The following is a 16,450-nucleotide window of genomic DNA, read 5'->3' as shown; positions in this document are numbered from 1 at the left end:
AGACGTGATTACTCACGTCTGAATATTATTTTTCTACCAAGATGCTTTTTTAACACCTGGTATCAATCCATTGTTAGCCATTTCACGGAATGTAACACGTGAAATACCGAATTGACGCATATACCCTCTTGGTCTACCTGTCAATTTGCAACGATTATGCAAACGAACTGGAGAAGCATTTTTCGGTAATTTCTGCAAACCTACGAAATCTCCAGCTTCTATCAAAGCTTTTCTTTTCTCAGCATACTTTGCTACCGTTTTTTCTCTTTTCACCTCACGGGCTTTCATTGATTCTTTAGCCATATCTTAATTCTTTTTAAAAGGTAAACCTAATTCAGCCAACAATGACTTTGCTTCTTTATCTGTTTTAGCAGAAGTAACAAAGGTAATATCCATACCAGATATTTTGTTTACTTTATCAATATCAATTTCAGGGAAAATGATTTGCTCTAAAACACCTAAGTTATAATTTCCTCTTCCATCAAAACCAGTAGCTTTGATTCCGCTGAAATCTCTAACACGAGGTAAAGATGAAGTAATAAGTCTATCTAAAAACTCATACATTCTTTCACCACGTAAAGTCACTTTTGCACCAATTGGCATTCCTTTTCTAAGTTTAAAAGACGCAACGTCTTTTTTAGAAATAGTAGCTATCGCTTTCTGTCCAGTAATCTTTGTTAACTCCTCAACTGCATAGTCAATTAGTTTTTTATCAGATACTGCTGCACCAACTCCTTTACTCAAAACAATTTTTTCCAATTTTGGAACTTCCATTACGTTTGAGTAACCGAACTCTTCTTTAAGAGCAGCAATTACTCTGCTCTTATATTCTTCTTTTAGTCTAGGTATATATGCCATTACTATAGTACTTGATTAGATTTTTTTGAAAATCTTACTTTCTTATCTCCTTCTACTCTAATACCAACTCTTGTAGTTTCCTTTGTTTTAGGATCTATAAGTGCTATGTTAGAAATTTGTATAGAAGCTTCCTTTTTTACAATACCACCTTGAGGGTTTTTTGCACTAGGTTTCGTATGTTTAGAAACCATGTTTACACCTTCAACAATTGCTTTGTTTTTCTCACGGTAAACACGTAATACTTTACCTTCTTCACCTTTATGGTCACCAGCAATTACTCTTACGATATCTCCTGATTTTATTTTTAGCTTTATCATCTTATAACGAATTAAAGCACTTCTGGTGCTAATGATACAATTTTCATGAATTGTTTTTCACGAAGTTCTCTTGCTACCGGACCAAAAACACGAGTTCCTCTCATCTCACCAGCTGCGTTTAACAACACACAAGCATTGTCATCGAATCTGATGTATGAACCATCGGCTCTTCTCACTTCTTTTTTGGTACGTACAACAACTGCAGTTGAAACAGCTCCTTTTTTAACGTTTCCGTTTGGAGTTGCATCTTTGATAGAAACTACAATCTTGTCACCAACAGAGGCATACCTTCTTTTGGTACCTCCTAAAACACGGATAGTTAAAACTTCTTTAGCTCCTGTGTTATCTGCTACTTTTAGTCTTGATTCTTGTTGTACCATAATTATTTAGCTCTTTCTAGGATTTCAACTAATCTCCAACATTTTGATTTACTCAAAGGACGCGTTTCGCTAATTCTTACAGTATCTCCAATGTTACAGTCGTTTGTTTCGTCGTGTGCAACAAATTTCTTTGTTTTCAACACGAACTTACCGTATAATGGGTGTTTTACTTTAGTTACTTGAGCAACAACAATAGATTTATCCATTTTGTTTGAAGTAACTACACCAATTCTTTCTTTTCTTAAATTTCTTTTTTCCATCTTTCAGCAGATTACAATGATTGTAACTCTCTTTTAGTAAGTTCTGTAGCTAATCTAGCAACCGTTCTACGTACACTTCTAATTTGAAGTGGATTTTCGATCGGAGAAATAGCGTGAGCCATTTTTAAATCGGCATAAACCTTTTTAGTTTGACTTAGTTTTTCTTGCAACTCCGCTGCAGAAAGATCTTTTATTTCTGATTGTTTCATAATAATATAGATTATGCTTCGAAATCTCTTGCAACAACGAATTTAGTTTTAACTGGAAGCTTTTGAGCTGCAAGACGTAACGCCTCTTTTGCAACTGACAAAGGTACTCCTCCAACTTCGAACATAATTCTTCCAGGTTTAACTACAGCTGCCCAATATTCTACGGCACCTTTACCTTTACCCATACGTACCTCAAGAGGTTTCTTAGTGATTGGTTTGTCTGGGAATATTTTAATCCATAATTGTCCTTCTCTTTTCATATAACGAGTTGCAGCGATACGTGCAGCTTCGATTTGACGAGAGGTTAAGAACATTCCATCTTCATGTACAGATTTAATACCAAACATTCCATTTGAAAGTTCATGTCCTCTTTGAGAATTCCCTTTCATTTTACCCTTTTGTACCTTACGATACTTTGTTCTTTTAGGCTGTAACATTTTTCTTTAGTTTAAAAATTTACTTTCTTTTACGAGCGTCTGGTTTTCCACCTTTGTTAAAAGGTTTTCTGTCTCCTCTAGATGAATCTCCTCCTTTACCACCAGCTTGTTTTTTGTCCATGCCAGCAAGCGGAGAAAGATCTCTCTTTCCATAAACTTCACCTTTCATGATCCACACTTTGATTCCCATTCTACCATAAGTAGTATGAGCTTCTGCAAGTGCATAATCAATATCAGCCCTGAAAGTTGATAGAGGTATTCTACCTTCTTTGAATCCTTCTGAACGTGCCATTTCAGCACCATTCAAACGACCAGAAATCAAAACTTTAATTCCTTCAGCATTCATACGCATAGAGGCTGCGATTGCCATTTTAATAGCACGTCTGTAAGAAATACGACTTTCGATTTGACGACAGATGCTTGTAGCAACTAGATACGCGTCAAGTTCAGGTCTTTTGATTTCAAAGATGTTGATTTGAACCTCTTTGTCAGTAATTTTCTTAAGTTCTTCTTTCAACTTGTCTACCTCTTGTCCACCTTTTCCGATAATGATACCAGGTCTAGCAGTAGTGATAGTAACGGTTACAAGTTTCAAAGTTCTCTCGATGATTACTTTTGATACACTAGCTTTTGATAAACGAGCATGAACATACTTTCTGATTTTGTGATCTTCGGCTAATTTATCACCGTAATCATTTCCACCATACCAGTTTGAGTCCCATCCTCTGATGATACCAAGTCTATTTCCAATTGGATTTGTCTTTTGTCCCATGCTGCTTAAGAATTGCTTTGTGTGTTATTGATAGCTCCTAACACGATTGTTACGTGATTAGAACGTTTTCTTATTCTGTGTGCTCTTCCTTGTGGAGCTGGACGAAGTCTTTTCAACATCATTCCACCATCTACACGGATTTCCTTAACAAATAAACCAGCTTCTTCTAAACTAGCTTCACTATTTTTTTGCTCCCAGTTATTGATTGCAGATAATAATAGTTTTTCTAATTTTCTTGAAGCTTCTTTAGAACTAAATCTTAATATGTTAAGTGCTCTTTCTACCTTCTGACCTCTTACTAGATCTGCTACTAAGCGCATTTTTCTAGGTGAAGTAGGGCAGTTATTTAACTTCGCGAAAGCAATAGACTTATTAGCCTCTTTTCTCGCATCTGCTGTTTCTCTTTTACGAACTCCCATTGCTTCTTATTTTTTACCTTTATTTTTTGCTCCAGCATGACCTCTAAAAGATCTAGTTGGTGAAAACTCTCCTAATTTATGTCCTACCATGTTTTCTGTAACGTAAACAGGTACAAATTGACGACCGTTATGAACTGCGATAGTTTGTCCAACAAAGTCAGGAGTAATCATAGAAGCTCTAGACCAAGTCTTTACTACTCCTTTGTTTCCACCAGCGATGTTTTCTTCAACTTTCTTTTCTAACTTATAATGAACGAAAGGTCCTTTTTTTAATGAACGTGCCATATCTTATTATTTCTTTCTACGTTCTACGATATACTTGTTACTCGGGTTTTTCTTAGAACGTGTTCTATAACCTTTAGCTGGTATTCCATTTCTTGAACGTGGATGTCCACCAGAAGAACGTCCTTCACCACCTCCCATTGGGTGATCTACAGGGTTCATTGCAACAGGTCTTGTTCTAGGTCTTCTTCCTAACCATCTAGTTCTACCAGCTTTTCCTGACACTACTAATTGATGATCTGAATTAGAAACTGCTCCTATTGTAGCCGAACAAGTCAACAAGATCAATCTTGTCTCTCCTGATGGCATTTTAATAGTAGCGTATTTTCCATCTCTTGCCATTAATTGAGCAAATGTTCCAGCAGAACGAGCAATTACAGCTCCTTGTCCTGGTCTCAATTCGATACAAGAAATAACAGTTCCTAGTGGAACTCTACTTAAAGGTAAAGTATTACCAATCTCTGGTTGAGATTCTGGCCCAGAAACTACTTTCTGACCCACTTTCAAACCATTTTGAGCGATAATATAAGTTTTCTCACCATCAGCATAAGCTAATAAAGCGATAAAAGCAGTACGATTTGGATCGTATTCGATTGATTTTACCGTAGCAGGAATTCCTTCTTTTGTACGCTTAAAATCGATGATACGATATCTCTGCTTGTGACCACCACCCGTATAACGCATGGTCATCTTTCCTTGACTATTTCTACCTCCAGAGTTTTTTATCGGCGCTATCAAAGAGCGTTCCGGCTTATCAGTTGTAATAGCGTCATAACCATTCACAACTCTAAATCGCTGACCTGGGGTAATAGGTTTTAATTTTCTTACTGACATTTTATCTTAGATATTGTTGTAAAAATCAATTGTTTCTCCTTCTTGTACTTGTACAATTGCTTTTTTAACAGCATTTGTCTTTCCACTGATTAAACCACTTTTAGTGTATTTAGTAGTTCTGTCTGGTCTCACATTCATCGTGTTAACGCTAACAACATTTACTCCATAAGCAGCTTCAACAGCTTTCTTAATTTCAATTTTGTTTGCTTTTCTGTTAACTTCGAATCCAAAACGATTCAAAACTTCACTTTCTTTGGTTACTTTTTCCGTTACTATAGGTTTAATTATGATGCTCATAGTCCTATTATTTACTTAAATTTTCTTCAATTACTTCCAAAGAACTCTCCAAAAGCACTAAATTATTAGCATTCAAAATCGCGTAAGTACTTAATTCTAAGCTACTTACAACATTTGAAGACGCTAAATTACGAGAGGACAAATATACGTTTTTATTCGTATTGCCTAACACAAATAGTGATTTTTTATTTTCTAACTCTAAAGCTTTCAAAACATTAATGAAATTTTTAGTGCTTGGTGTTTCAAAATTAAAGTCTTCCAAAACGATAATGTTAGACTCTTTTGCTTTGATAGAGAAAGCTGATTTTCTCGCCAAACGCTTCAAGTTTTTATTCAATTTGAATGAATAACTTCTTGGTCTTGGTCCAAAAACAGTTCCACCACCTTTAAACAATGGGTTTTTTGCACTACCCGCACGAGCAGTACCTGTACCTTTTTGTTTTTTAATCTTACGTGTACTTCCCGCAACTTCAGCTCTTTCTTTAGCTTTGTGCGTTCCTTGTCTTTGATTAGCTAAATACTGCTTAACATCAAGGTATACTGCATGATTGTTTGGCTCAATTGCGAATACTGAATCAGAAAGTTGAACTTTTCTTCCAGTATCTTTTCCGTTGAAATCTAATACTTTTACTTCCATTACTTCTGAATGATTACATAAGAGTTGTTATGCCCAGGAACACATCCTTTAATAACTAGTAAGTTCTTATCAGAAACTACTTTTAAAACTCTAAGGTTTTGAACTTTTACATTTTCTCCTCCCATTCTTCCAGCCATACGCATTCCTTTGAATACTCTAGATGGATAAGAAGAAGCTCCTACAGAACCTGGCGCTCTTAAACGGTTATGTTGACCATGAGTTGCTTGACCAACACCACCAAAACCGTGACGTTTTACAACCCCTTGAAAACCTTTACCTTTAGACACACCTTGTACATCCACAAATTCTCCTTCTTCAAAAATAGAAACATCTATAAGATCTCCTAATTTTTGTTCAGTTGCAAAATCTTGAAATTCAACGACTTTTTTCTTAGCAACAGTTCCCGCTTTTTTAAAGTGACCTAAAGCCGCTTTCGTGGAATGTTTCTCGTTTTTGTCATCGAAACCAAGTTGCAACGCTTCGTACCCGTCAACCTCTTTGGTTCTGACTTGGGTAACAACACATGGTCCAGCTTCGATTACTGTACAAGGAATATTTTTCCCGTTTTCATCGAAAATACTAGTCATGCCGATTTTTCTACCAATTAACCCAGACATAAATATTAATTATTAATTATTAAAATATAAATATAGAACGCAGCTTTTAAGCAAATCCTATTTTTTAAGTGGGTGCAAAGGTATAACTTATTTACACACAATCCAAAAAATATTTTTTTGCCTAAAAACAGCGTCCTTAATTACTTTAGAACTACTTAAACTTTGATTTCAACTTCTACTCCACTTGGTAATTCAAGTTTCATTAAAGCATCGATAGTTTTAGAAGAAGAAGAATAAATATCAATCAATCTCTTGTATGACATTACTTCGAATTGCTCTCTAGCCTTCTTGTTTACGTGCGGTGAACGCAAAACGGTAAACAATTTTTTGTGTGTTGGCAATGGAATTGGACCCGTAACCACAGCACCTGTAGTTTTTACAGTTTTTACAATCTTTTCAGCAGACTTGTCTACCAACATATGATCGTAAGATTTTAATTTTATTCTGATTTTTTGACTCATTTTCTTAAAGATTATGCGTTTCCTTTTGCTTTTTTGATAACTGCTTCTGAAATATTAGAAGGTGTTTCAGCGTAGTGTGAAAATTCCATTGTAGATGTTGCACGACCTGAAGATAACGTTCTTAAAGTTGTAACATATCCAAACATTTCTGATAACGGAACATCAGCCTTAATCGTTTTTGCACCATTTCTATCACCCATGTCATTCACTTGACCTCTACGACGGTTAATATCACCTACGATATCTCCCATGTTTTCCTCAGGCGTAATAACTTCCATTTTCATGATAGGCTCAAGAATTACAGCTCCAGCAGCTTTTGCTACTTCCCTATAACCCATTCTAGCTGCTAATTCAAAAGAAAGAGCATCAGAATCCACAGGATGGAAAGATCCATCTAATAAAGTAACTTTCAAACTATCTACTTGGTATCCTGCTAAAGGACCAGTTTTCATAGCCTCACGGAAACCTTTTTCTACAGAAGGAATATATTCTTTTGGTACGTTACCTCCTTTTACAGAATTAATAAATTGCAATCCTACAGGAACTTTACCATCTACTTCGTCAGCTGGCTCAAGAACAAATACGATATCACCAAATTTACCACGACCTCCAGATTGCTTCTTGTAAGTCTCTCTGTGTTGTGCAGTTTTCGTAAAAGCTTCTTTGTATTCAACTTGAGGCTCACCTTGGTTTACTTCAACTTTGAATTCTCGTTTCATTCTATCCACCAAGATATCTAAGTGTAACTCACCCATACCTGAGATAATAGTTTGCCCTGAAGCCTCATCTGTTCTTACAGTAAATGTTGGATCCTCTTCAGCTAATTTAGCCAAAGCCATACCCATTTTATCTACGTCAGCTTTAGTTTTAGGCTCAATTGCGATACCAATAACTGGCGCAGGGAATTTCATTGACTCCAAAATAATTGGGTGTTTTTCATCACACAATGTATCTCCAGTTTTGATATCTTTAAATCCAACAGCCGCTCCAATATCACCTGCCTCGATATATTCAATTGGGTTCTGTTTGTTAGCATGCATTTGGTAGATACGAGAAATTCTTTCTTTGTTACCAGAACGCGTATTCAATACATATGAACCAGCATCCAATCTTCCAGAGTAAGCACGGAAGAATGCTAAACGACCTACGAATGGGTCAGTAGCAATCTTAAATGCTAATGCTGCGAAAGGCTCTTTAACATCTGGCTTACGCAAGATTTGAGTCTGATCTTCTTCCAATAATTCAGCATCATCTGGATGAATACCCGTAATACCTTCTTTATCCATTGGAGATGGCAAGTACTTACATACTGCATCTAACATGAATTGAACTCCTTTGTTTTTGAAAGATGAACCAGCAATCATAGGAATGATAGCCATATCCATAGTTGCTGCTCTTAACGCATTGTTAATCTCATCTTCTGTAATAGAATCTGGATCTTCCATGTATTTATCAAGCAAGTTTTCATCATAATCAGCAACCGCTTCGATAAGGATATCTCTGTATTCTTTTACTTCATCAACCATATCCGCTGGGATATCAATAATATCAAAAGTAGCACCTTGTGTAGCATCATGCCAAACAATAGCTTGATTTTTAACCAAATCAACCACTCCTCTGAAATCATTTTCCTCACCAATTGGCAAAGTAATCGCTACCGCGTTAGATTTCAACATATCACGTACTTGCTGACAAACTGCTAAGAAATTAGACCCTTGACGGTCCATTTTGTTAACAAATCCCATACGTGGCACACGGTATTGATCCGCTAATCTCCAGTTAGTTTCTGACTGTGGCTCTACACCATCAACCGCACTAAATAAGAAAACTAATCCATCCAATACACGCAACGAACGGTTTACCTCTACTGTAAAGTCAACGTGACCAGGAGTATCGATAATGTTGAAGTGATAAGGCAATGTTTCAGGCAAAGCTTTACCTTGCTCTGTTGGAAAATTCCATTCACAAGTTGTAGCCGCAGAAGTAATAGTAATACCTCTTTCTTGCTCTTGTGCCATCCAGTCCATCGTTGCAGCACCATCGTGTACTTCACCAATTTTGTGTGATTTTCCAGTATAGAATAATATACGCTCCGTTGTTGTTGTTTTACCAGCATCAATGTGAGCAGCAATTCCAATATTTCTTGTATATTTTAGATCTCTTGCCATTTCTTTACGAATTAAAATCTAAAGTGAGAGAAAGCTTTGTTAGCCTCTGCCATTTTGTGAGTATCCATTCTTTTCTTAACAGCAGCTCCTTCTTCTTTAGCCGCAGCTAAACATTCTGAAGCCAATCTTTGCGCCATTGATTTTTCGTTTCTTCTTCTTGCATAAAGAATCAACCATTTCATAGCCATAGATATTTTTCTGTCTGGTCTAATTTGCATTGGGATTTGGAATGTAGCTCCACCAACTCTACGGCTACGTACTTCTACGTGAGGCATAACGTTTGTCAAGGCATCTTTCCAAATTTCTAATGAAGTTTTTTCGTCGTTTTGTTTCTTAGACTCTATAATGTCAATTGCATCATAAAATACTTTAAACGCTGTAGATTTTTTACCATCCCACATTAAGTTGTTCACAAAACGTGTTACCAGTTGATCATTAAACCTTGGATCTGGTAAAAGTGGTCTTTTCTTTGCCGCTCTTTTTCTCATGTCTTTTTTTTAATTTTTTGTCATTAGCACATAACATCTTTTTAGAATTATAAAATTCTAAATCAGTTATAAGCAATTAACTTTTTAAATTACTTTTTTGCTTCTTTTGGGCGTTTAGCTCCGTACTTAGATCTTCTTTGCGTTCTTCCTGCTACACCTGATGTATCAAGCGCACCACGAACGATGTGATATCTAACTCCTGGTAAATCTTTTACCCTTCCACCCCTAACTAATACTATCGAGTGCTCTTGTAAATTGTGTCCTTCTCCAGGGATGTAAGCATTCACTTCATTACCATTTGTCAAACGTACACGCGCAACTTTACGCATTGCAGAGTTTGGTTTTTTTGGTGTAGTAGTGTAAACACGCGTACAAACCCCTCTTCTTTGAGGACAAGAATCTAAAGCAACCGATTTACTCTTCTTAGTTATCTGAGTTCTTCCTGTTCTTACTAATTGTTGAATTGTTGGCATAATTAATACTAAAAATTTCTTATTATATTAAATTCCCGCTTTTTACGGGGTTGCAAATGTATAAAATATTTTTCACTATACAAACCTTAATGCATTAATTTTCAAGATCCTCATTTTAGATTATGATTTTCATAACATTCATAAGATATTTGCGTTACATTTATTTCAAACCAAAAAAAATTGAAACACGTCATTTACATCTTTTTCTGCAGCCTCATTTGCTCAACCGTTTTTGCGCAAAAATTTATTTTAAAAATAAATGGAGGGTCAGATCAAGAAACAACAACAATCGATTCCTTAAACTACACCCGCCAACACCTAAACATAAAATCTTTAAAAAACGAAATCACTGACTTATCCGAAAAACTAAAAAAAATTGGCTACCTAGATCACTATCCAAAAGATTTAATACAAAAAAACGATTCCACCTTTTCAATTGAATTCCAATTAAATGACAGGATAAACCAAACCTATGTATATATCCCTGAAAACGAACTCCTAAATCCAATACTTGATGATTTTTCAACCAACAAAAACATAGTCATCAAATACAATGAATTACCAACTTTCTTAGAAGAAATCCTTAGAAAAGTTGAACAAAACGGATACCCTCTAGCCAAACTACAGTTAACAAATATCAAGAAAATTAAAAACAACCTTTACGCTGATTTAAACATCAAACCAAACAGTCAAAGAAAAATCAATCAAATTATCCTTAAAAACAATGAAGCAAAATTCTTCCCCAATAACCACCTAACGCAAATAAACAAGAAATTCAAAAACAAATTATTCAACCAAGCTTCACTCAAAGAGATACAATTGGAATTCGACAAATATCCATTTGCCAATCAGAACAAAAAACCAGAATTACTATTAAGCAAAGATTCGACGCTAATTTATGTTTATGCCGAAAAAAGAAAAGCAAACACTTTTGACGGATATATTGGCTTAGGAAACAATGAAGCAGAAAAAACAACCATTAACGGCTATCTCGATATACATCTCCAAAATATTCTAAAGCAAGGTGAAAAATTCTTTATTTATTGGAAAAGCGACGGCAACAACCAAAGAACATTTCGAACAGGACTCACTTTAGACTACCTATTCAGAACATCACTGGGACTTAACGCCCAACTACACATTTTCAAACAAGACAGCACGTTTCAAAACTCAAAATCACTAGTTAACTTAAATTACATCATCAACTACAACACTAGACTAAATATCGGTATCGAATCTACAACTTCTAGCGATATTCAAAACAGCAACACTACCGTAAGCGACTACACCAACCATTTTTTTACAACTGGCCTTAATTACCTAAAAAAAGACCCTAACCACGATTTATTTCCTGAAAAAACAAAAATTGAATTCCGTTTTGGAACTGGAAAAAGAAATCAAACAAACATCCTGTCTTCTACACCAAACCAAAAACAACATTTCATACAATTCAATCTAGCACACAACTTATACTTTAATTCAAAGCACAGCATTAACCTAAGAAGTCAAAATTATTTCTTAAAAAGCAACACCTATCTAACCAACGAACTTTTTAGATTCGGCGGACTGTATTCCATAAGAGGTTTTGCAGAAAATAGCTTACAAGGAAATCAGGTACACATGATACTTACCGAATACAGATACCTTATTAATGCTTCATTATACATCCATTCTGTTTTAGACTACACATTATTTAACGACAAAAGCAAATCAAAAATTATTAATAATTTTAACAAAATTAGCAGTATTGGCGCTGGATTAGGATTAAATACAAAAAGCGGATTATTAAAATTATCCATATCTAATAGCATAAAAAACTATAATGATTTCAATTTTTTTAACATTATCCTCAACATATGCTACAATGTTAAATTTTAAAACGTGAGTTAAAAAAAATTAAAATATATTAGGATTGTTAACAAATTATTAAGAGTTTTGACAAACTAATTCAAAACAATTAAATAATGAAACTAAAGTTCAACGGACTATTAGCCCTTTTAATGGTGCTAATGACGCAAGTAACCTTTGCGCAAGAAAGATCTGTTTCTGGTACTGTTTCTGACAATGCAGGATTGCCAATACCCGGCGTGAGTGTGTTAGTTAAAGGAACAAAAAAAGGAACACAAACCGATTTTGATGGTAAATTTGCCATTAAAGCAAGCCCAAGCCAAGTATTGATTTTTAGCTTTGTTGGGATGAACACTCAAGAAGTTCTAGCTAGCTCTACATCAATAAGCGTAAAACTAAGAGATGCAGCTGTAGAGCTAGAAAGTGTCGCCGTAACCGCTTTGGGCATTAAAAAATCAGATAAAGCTATTGGTTATGCATCTACAAAAATCATTGGCTCTGACATAACCAAAGGAAATAATCAAAATCTTGTTAGCGCACTTAGTGGTAAAGTAGCTGGTGTACAAGTAACTGCCTCTGGAGGTGCCCCTGGTCAAGCAAGTAGACTGGTAATTAGGGGAGGTAATAAATCATTAACTAATAGTAATGAACCCCTTTACGTTATTGACGGTATACCGATGAGCAATGCCAATGATGGTAATTCAAATACCGTAACAGGAATCAACAGCCCGAACAGAGCTTCAGACATCAACCCAAATGACATTGCAAGCATTACCGTACTAAAAGGAGCTGCTGGCGCCGTTTTATACGGAAACCGTGGTTCTAATGGAGTTGTATTAATAACTACCAAAACTGGATCAAATAAAGCTGGAAAACCAGTTATTGAATACACTAGCTCAGTTGCAGCTGACAATGCATTAGTATTACCAGATTATCAAACTGAATATGCACAAGGAACAAACAGTGTAAATTATGCAGAGGGTACCTCAAGATCATTTGGACCAAAAATAACTGGTCAAACTGTAACAAGTGCAGCTGCAGGAGCTGCTCTAGGATTAGGCCCACAACAAATCCAACTAAAAGTCTATGATCCTAGAAAAGAATTCTTAAAAACTGGCATAACTTACAATAACAACATTTCACTTTCAAACGCTACTGAAGCACATGATATGTTCGCATCAATTGGGCAATCAAAACAAACCTCCATCGTTCCTGGTCAGGGTTTTGAAAAATTCAATGGCCGCTTCAACAGCAATTATAAATTCAGTTCAAAATTCACTGCAGGTGTCAACTTAAGTTACAACACTTCTAAAGGCGACCTTTCTTTTGCTGGACAAGACGGAAGCAATCCAATTTTTGCATTATTTCACGCTCCTGTAACCTGGAACTTAACAGGCTATGGATACCAAAGACCTGACGGAAGACAAATTAACTTTAGAGGGGGCTCTTTTGACAACCCATTATGGACAGTAAACAAAAACTCTGCAAAATCAGATAGTCAGAGATACATAACTGGTGTAAACTTCGCTTTTGATATATTAAAAGATTTAAATATATCTTATCGTCTTGGTAATGATTATCTATCCGATAAAAGAACGTTGTTTAAGGATATTTACACTGGTGGAAATCCTTTAGGAAATTTAACTTATGACAACATTAGCAGAAATGAAACTACATCAACATTAATTGCTACGTTAAATAAAAAAATTACTGAAAAATTTAAAGCTACATTAACTGCTGGTCAAGACTACAACAATAGAACTTTCCAACAATCTACTATTGTTGGAACTGAATTAATATTGCCAAATATTATTAATACTAACAACATTAAGACAAGCAGCCCTCCAGACATTTTTAACAGTAGAAGAACTTTATTTGGGGTGTTCGGAGACTTATCTTTGAGCTACGACAGTTATGTTTTTATAAACATTATAGGAAGAAACGAGTGGAGTTCAACTTTACCTAAAGACAATAGAAGTTTTTTCTATCCTGGAGTTAGTGCTTCCTTAATATTTACTGATGCATTTAAAATACAATCTGACGCACTAACTTATGGTAAATTACGTATTGGAGCCTCTAAAACAGGTAGAGATGCTAATCCATATCTTACACAGCCTGCATACAGAAAAGCTATATTTGGTGATGGATTTACTACAGGAATTGAGTTCCCATTCAACAACTTAGCAGGTTACACAATTCAAAACACAATAAGTAATTCTAATTTGAGCCCAGAATTCACTACAGAATATGAAGTTGGGGTTGAATTAAAATTATTTAAAGACAGAATTGGAGTTGACGCAACTTACTTCAGAAACATCAATACAGATGGTATTATACCATTAGATATTTCCCCTGCTACAGGAGCTACAGCAACAATTATTAATAGTGGAAAAACAACTTCAAAAGGTTTTGAATTGGCTTTAAGAACTACACCTATCTTAACTAAAGATTTCAGATGGGACTTAACGTTTAACTTTAGCAGAATCAGATCTCATGTAGATGAAACATACCCTGGTGTAGACAGAGTATATCTTGGAGGATTTAGTGGAAACCCTGCGGTATATGCAGTTAAAGGAGAAAGATTAGGCACCTTAATAGGATCAGGCTATGCAAGAGACAAAGACGGCAACATATTAGTAGATGATGAAGGAATACCATCTGTATTAGATGGAATAATACTTGGTCATACTGAAGCCGATTGGACAGCAGGTATAAGTTCTTCTTTTAATTACAAAAATATTTATCTAACAGCACTTGTTGACATGAGACGAGGTGGATATATGTACAATGGTACTGAAGAATTATTAGATTTTTATGGTGTTAGCAAAAATACTTTAACACGTAATGACGACTACATTTTTCCTGGAGTAAATGCTACAACTGGAGCAACTAATGATGTTGTTGTAAAACGTGATGCAACTTGGTATGGAATTGGTGCTTATCCAAATGAACAATATGTCTATGAAAACAACTGGATTAAATTACGAGAAGTGACTCTAGGCTATACCTTCAAACTAAAAAACAAACACATACAGTCTTTAGATTTAGGTATGTATGGTCGTAACTTATTTATCTGGTCTGACATACCTCATGTTGACCCAGAATCAAGTTCATTTGGAACAGGTAACGCTCAGGGTGTTTCAAGATTTGCATTTCCAACAACAAGAACAATTGGTTTCAATCTAAAAGCACAATTCTAATACTAAAATTAATGAAAATGAAAAAAAATCACAATAGTAGTTTTAAGCGATCTCTTTTGGTTGGCTTAATAACATTATCAGCGGTTTTCGTGTCTTGCGACCACGAACTAGATATAAATAGCGACCCTAATAATCCTACAGAAGCTCCATTAGCAACTTTACTATCAGCATCAGAGGTTAACCTTACTTATACCCTAGGTGGCGATGGTACAAGAATTCCTGCGACTATTGTCCAACATTATGCTGGACATAGAGGACAACCATTAAATTATGGACAATACAACATAACATCTGCTGACACAGATGGCTTATGGGGAAATCTTTATGATGTTTTAATGGATCTAAAAACAATTGAGGATAGAACAATCGTTAGTGGTGACAAAATATATTTAGGTATATCCCAAGTTCTTAAAGCTTACACTTTTAGTGTTGCCACAGACCTTTTTGGTGACATACCGTACAACGAAAGCTCAAAAGGTGCTCTAGGCAATATTACCCCAGCTTATGACAAACAAGAAGTGATTTATCCCGCTTTAATTACAACTCTTGATCAAGCTATAGCAAACTTAAAGAGTGGAGCTGGAGCTAAACCTTCAACTGCAGATTTAATATACAATGGAGATATTGTAAAATGGGAAGCTTTTGCTAATTCGTTAAAACTAAGATTGCTTAATCATCTTAGCAAAAAAAACCCAACACAAGCCTTAAGCTTTTTACAAACAAATCCTTCATTGATCGCTACTGTTACTAATAATGCTAAAGTAACTTTTGGTACCGTTGCAAACAATGCAAATCCAATCCACCAATTTGATGTTCTTTCAGGCAGAAAAGATAACGCTGTTTGTAAAACTCTTGTAGATAACATGAAGTCATTAAATGACCCAAGAATTAGCAAATACTTTTTACCAGTTACAAATAACAATAGTGGGCTTGCTGGACAATACTTAGGAAACCTACCTGGTAACGATACAGATGACTCTGGGGAAAATCTGTTTTCTCGTGTAGGACCAAGCTATGCATCAATAAATTCTCCAGTAATTTTACTTAGCGCTGCTGAAGTTGAATTTATTAAAGCTGAGATTTATTTTAGAGCTAATGATTTATCTAACTCTAAAATAGCTTATGAAAAAGCTATTGCTAATGACTTCGCAGCTTTAGGAGTAACAGACGCTACTTATATAACAAATCCACTAGTGGCCTTTAACAACACTTTAGCAAGAATTATGGAGCAAAAATGGATAACTATGTACCAAGCTTCTTATGAGTCATTTGTAGACTGGAGAAGAACAGGATTTCCAATACTAACTACTCCTAAAACAAATCGTACTGGAGGAGTTACCCCTAGAAGATTGCCTTATCCACAAATTGAAATTAATGTAAACCGTGCTTCACTTCAAGCTGGACCAGGCATACCTGTTCCTTACGTGACACTTCTTACTAAAGTATGGTGGGACAACTAAATAACATCATGTAACCAACAATTAAAACCACTC

Annotated in this window: 21 protein-coding genes; 3 read left to right on the top strand and 18 right to left on the bottom strand. The window is 35.4% G+C overall.

Going from position 1 to position 16,450, the window contains the following annotated elements; translation table 11 throughout:
* Nucleotides 1–33: 33 nt before the first annotated feature.
* From rpsN to rpsL, 18 genes are all read right to left on the bottom strand, one after another.
* Nucleotides 34–303: a 30S ribosomal protein S14 gene (rpsN, locus tag AO58_RS0109660; protein WP_024981518.1), complete on the bottom strand. Its 270-nt coding sequence runs from the start codon at nucleotides 301–303 to the stop codon at nucleotides 34–36.
* 3 nt (nucleotides 304–306) lie between these two features.
* Nucleotides 307–858 (bottom strand): 50S ribosomal protein L5, encoded by a 552-nt coding sequence (gene rplE, locus AO58_RS0109655; RefSeq protein WP_024981517.1) that lies wholly within the window; start codon nucleotides 856–858, stop codon nucleotides 307–309.
* Between the two features lie 2 nt (nucleotides 859–860).
* On the bottom strand, nucleotides 861–1,175 hold the full coding sequence (gene rplX / locus AO58_RS0109650; RefSeq protein WP_024981516.1) for a 50S ribosomal protein L24: 315 nt from the start codon (nucleotides 1,173–1,175) through the stop codon (nucleotides 861–863).
* An 11-nt stretch (nucleotides 1,176–1,186) separates the two neighbouring features.
* Nucleotides 1,187–1,555: a 50S ribosomal protein L14 gene (rplN, locus tag AO58_RS0109645; protein WP_007803649.1), complete on the bottom strand. Its 369-nt coding sequence runs from the start codon at nucleotides 1,553–1,555 to the stop codon at nucleotides 1,187–1,189.
* 2 nt (nucleotides 1,556–1,557) lie between these two features.
* Nucleotides 1,558–1,815 (bottom strand): 30S ribosomal protein S17, encoded by a 258-nt coding sequence (rpsQ, locus tag AO58_RS0109640; RefSeq protein ID WP_024981515.1) that lies wholly within the window; start codon nucleotides 1,813–1,815, stop codon nucleotides 1,558–1,560.
* A gap of 11 nt (nucleotides 1,816–1,826) precedes the next feature.
* Nucleotides 1,827–2,024: a 50S ribosomal protein L29 gene (rpmC, locus tag AO58_RS0109635; RefSeq protein WP_024981514.1), complete on the bottom strand. Its 198-nt coding sequence runs from the start codon at nucleotides 2,022–2,024 to the stop codon at nucleotides 1,827–1,829.
* 11 nt (nucleotides 2,025–2,035) lie between these two features.
* On the bottom strand, nucleotides 2,036–2,461 hold the full coding sequence (gene rplP / locus AO58_RS0109630; RefSeq protein ID WP_017495016.1) for a 50S ribosomal protein L16: 426 nt from the start codon (nucleotides 2,459–2,461) through the stop codon (nucleotides 2,036–2,038).
* A gap of 19 nt (nucleotides 2,462–2,480) precedes the next feature.
* Complete coding sequence (rpsC, locus tag AO58_RS0109625; RefSeq protein ID WP_024981513.1) at nucleotides 2,481–3,233, bottom strand: 30S ribosomal protein S3; 753 nt, start codon at nucleotides 3,231–3,233, stop codon at nucleotides 2,481–2,483.
* A gap of 5 nt (nucleotides 3,234–3,238) precedes the next feature.
* Nucleotides 3,239–3,652 carry a 50S ribosomal protein L22 gene (gene rplV / locus AO58_RS0109620; RefSeq protein WP_024981512.1) on the bottom strand — a complete coding sequence of 138 codons (414 nt, stop codon included), beginning with the start codon at nucleotides 3,650–3,652 and terminating at the stop codon, nucleotides 3,239–3,241.
* Nucleotides 3,653–3,658: 6 nt separating this feature from the next.
* Nucleotides 3,659–3,937, bottom strand: a complete 279-nt coding sequence (rpsS, locus tag AO58_RS0109615) for a 30S ribosomal protein S19 (protein WP_024981511.1) — start codon at nucleotides 3,935–3,937, stop codon at nucleotides 3,659–3,661.
* Between the two features lie 6 nt (nucleotides 3,938–3,943).
* Complete coding sequence (gene rplB / locus AO58_RS0109610) at nucleotides 3,944–4,768, bottom strand: 50S ribosomal protein L2 (protein ID WP_024981510.1); 825 nt, start codon at nucleotides 4,766–4,768, stop codon at nucleotides 3,944–3,946.
* A gap of 6 nt (nucleotides 4,769–4,774) precedes the next feature.
* Complete coding sequence (rplW, locus tag AO58_RS0109605; RefSeq protein ID WP_024981509.1) at nucleotides 4,775–5,065, bottom strand: 50S ribosomal protein L23; 291 nt, start codon at nucleotides 5,063–5,065, stop codon at nucleotides 4,775–4,777.
* Nucleotides 5,066–5,072: 7 nt separating this feature from the next.
* Nucleotides 5,073–5,702: a 50S ribosomal protein L4 gene (rplD, locus tag AO58_RS0109600; protein WP_024981508.1), complete on the bottom strand. Its 630-nt coding sequence runs from the start codon at nucleotides 5,700–5,702 to the stop codon at nucleotides 5,073–5,075.
* On the bottom strand, nucleotides 5,702–6,319 hold the full coding sequence (gene rplC, locus AO58_RS0109595; protein WP_024981507.1) for a 50S ribosomal protein L3: 618 nt from the start codon (nucleotides 6,317–6,319) through the stop codon (nucleotides 5,702–5,704). Before rplC ends, rplD begins: the two co-directional genes overlap by 1 nt.
* A gap of 155 nt (nucleotides 6,320–6,474) precedes the next feature.
* Nucleotides 6,475–6,780: a 30S ribosomal protein S10 gene (rpsJ, locus tag AO58_RS0109590; protein WP_007803605.1), complete on the bottom strand. Its 306-nt coding sequence runs from the start codon at nucleotides 6,778–6,780 to the stop codon at nucleotides 6,475–6,477.
* An 11-nt stretch (nucleotides 6,781–6,791) separates the two neighbouring features.
* Nucleotides 6,792–8,948, bottom strand: a complete 2,157-nt coding sequence (gene fusA, locus AO58_RS0109585) for an elongation factor G (RefSeq protein ID WP_024981506.1) — start codon at nucleotides 8,946–8,948, stop codon at nucleotides 6,792–6,794.
* Between the two features lie 11 nt (nucleotides 8,949–8,959).
* Nucleotides 8,960–9,436 carry a 30S ribosomal protein S7 gene (rpsG, locus tag AO58_RS0109580; protein ID WP_024981505.1) on the bottom strand — a complete coding sequence of 159 codons (477 nt, stop codon included), beginning with the start codon at nucleotides 9,434–9,436 and terminating at the stop codon, nucleotides 8,960–8,962.
* A gap of 89 nt (nucleotides 9,437–9,525) precedes the next feature.
* Nucleotides 9,526–9,909: a 30S ribosomal protein S12 gene (rpsL, locus tag AO58_RS0109575; protein WP_007136570.1), complete on the bottom strand. Its 384-nt coding sequence runs from the start codon at nucleotides 9,907–9,909 to the stop codon at nucleotides 9,526–9,528.
* Between the two features lie 180 nt (nucleotides 9,910–10,089).
* Here rpsL and AO58_RS0109570 point away from each other — a divergent pair, with 180 nt between their 5' ends.
* The 3 genes from AO58_RS0109570 (at nucleotide 10,090) to AO58_RS0109560 (ending at nucleotide 16,417) form a co-directional block, all read left to right on the top strand.
* A complete protein-coding gene (locus tag AO58_RS0109570; protein ID WP_024981504.1) occupies nucleotides 10,090–11,787 on the top strand; it encodes a BamA/TamA family outer membrane protein in 1,698 nt (565 codons plus the stop codon).
* Between the two features lie 86 nt (nucleotides 11,788–11,873).
* Entirely contained in the window at nucleotides 11,874–14,957 is a 3,084-nt protein-coding gene (locus AO58_RS0109565; RefSeq protein WP_024981503.1) for a SusC/RagA family TonB-linked outer membrane protein, read from the top strand.
* Nucleotides 14,958–14,974: 17 nt separating this feature from the next.
* The gene (locus AO58_RS0109560) at nucleotides 14,975–16,417 is read left to right on the top strand and encodes a SusD/RagB family nutrient-binding outer membrane lipoprotein (protein WP_035717618.1); all 1,443 of its coding nucleotides are present in this window, start codon (nucleotides 14,975–14,977) and stop codon (nucleotides 16,415–16,417) included.
* Nucleotides 16,418–16,450 lie beyond the last annotated feature (33 nt).

The sequence above is a fragment of the Flavobacterium succinicans LMG 10402 genome, from assembly GCF_000611675.1.
GTDB classification, from domain to species: domain Bacteria; phylum Bacteroidota; class Bacteroidia; order Flavobacteriales; family Flavobacteriaceae; genus Flavobacterium; species Flavobacterium succinicans.
The sequence above is the reverse complement of the archived record's forward strand: the minus strand, read 5'-3'. Positions and strand labels throughout refer to the sequence as shown.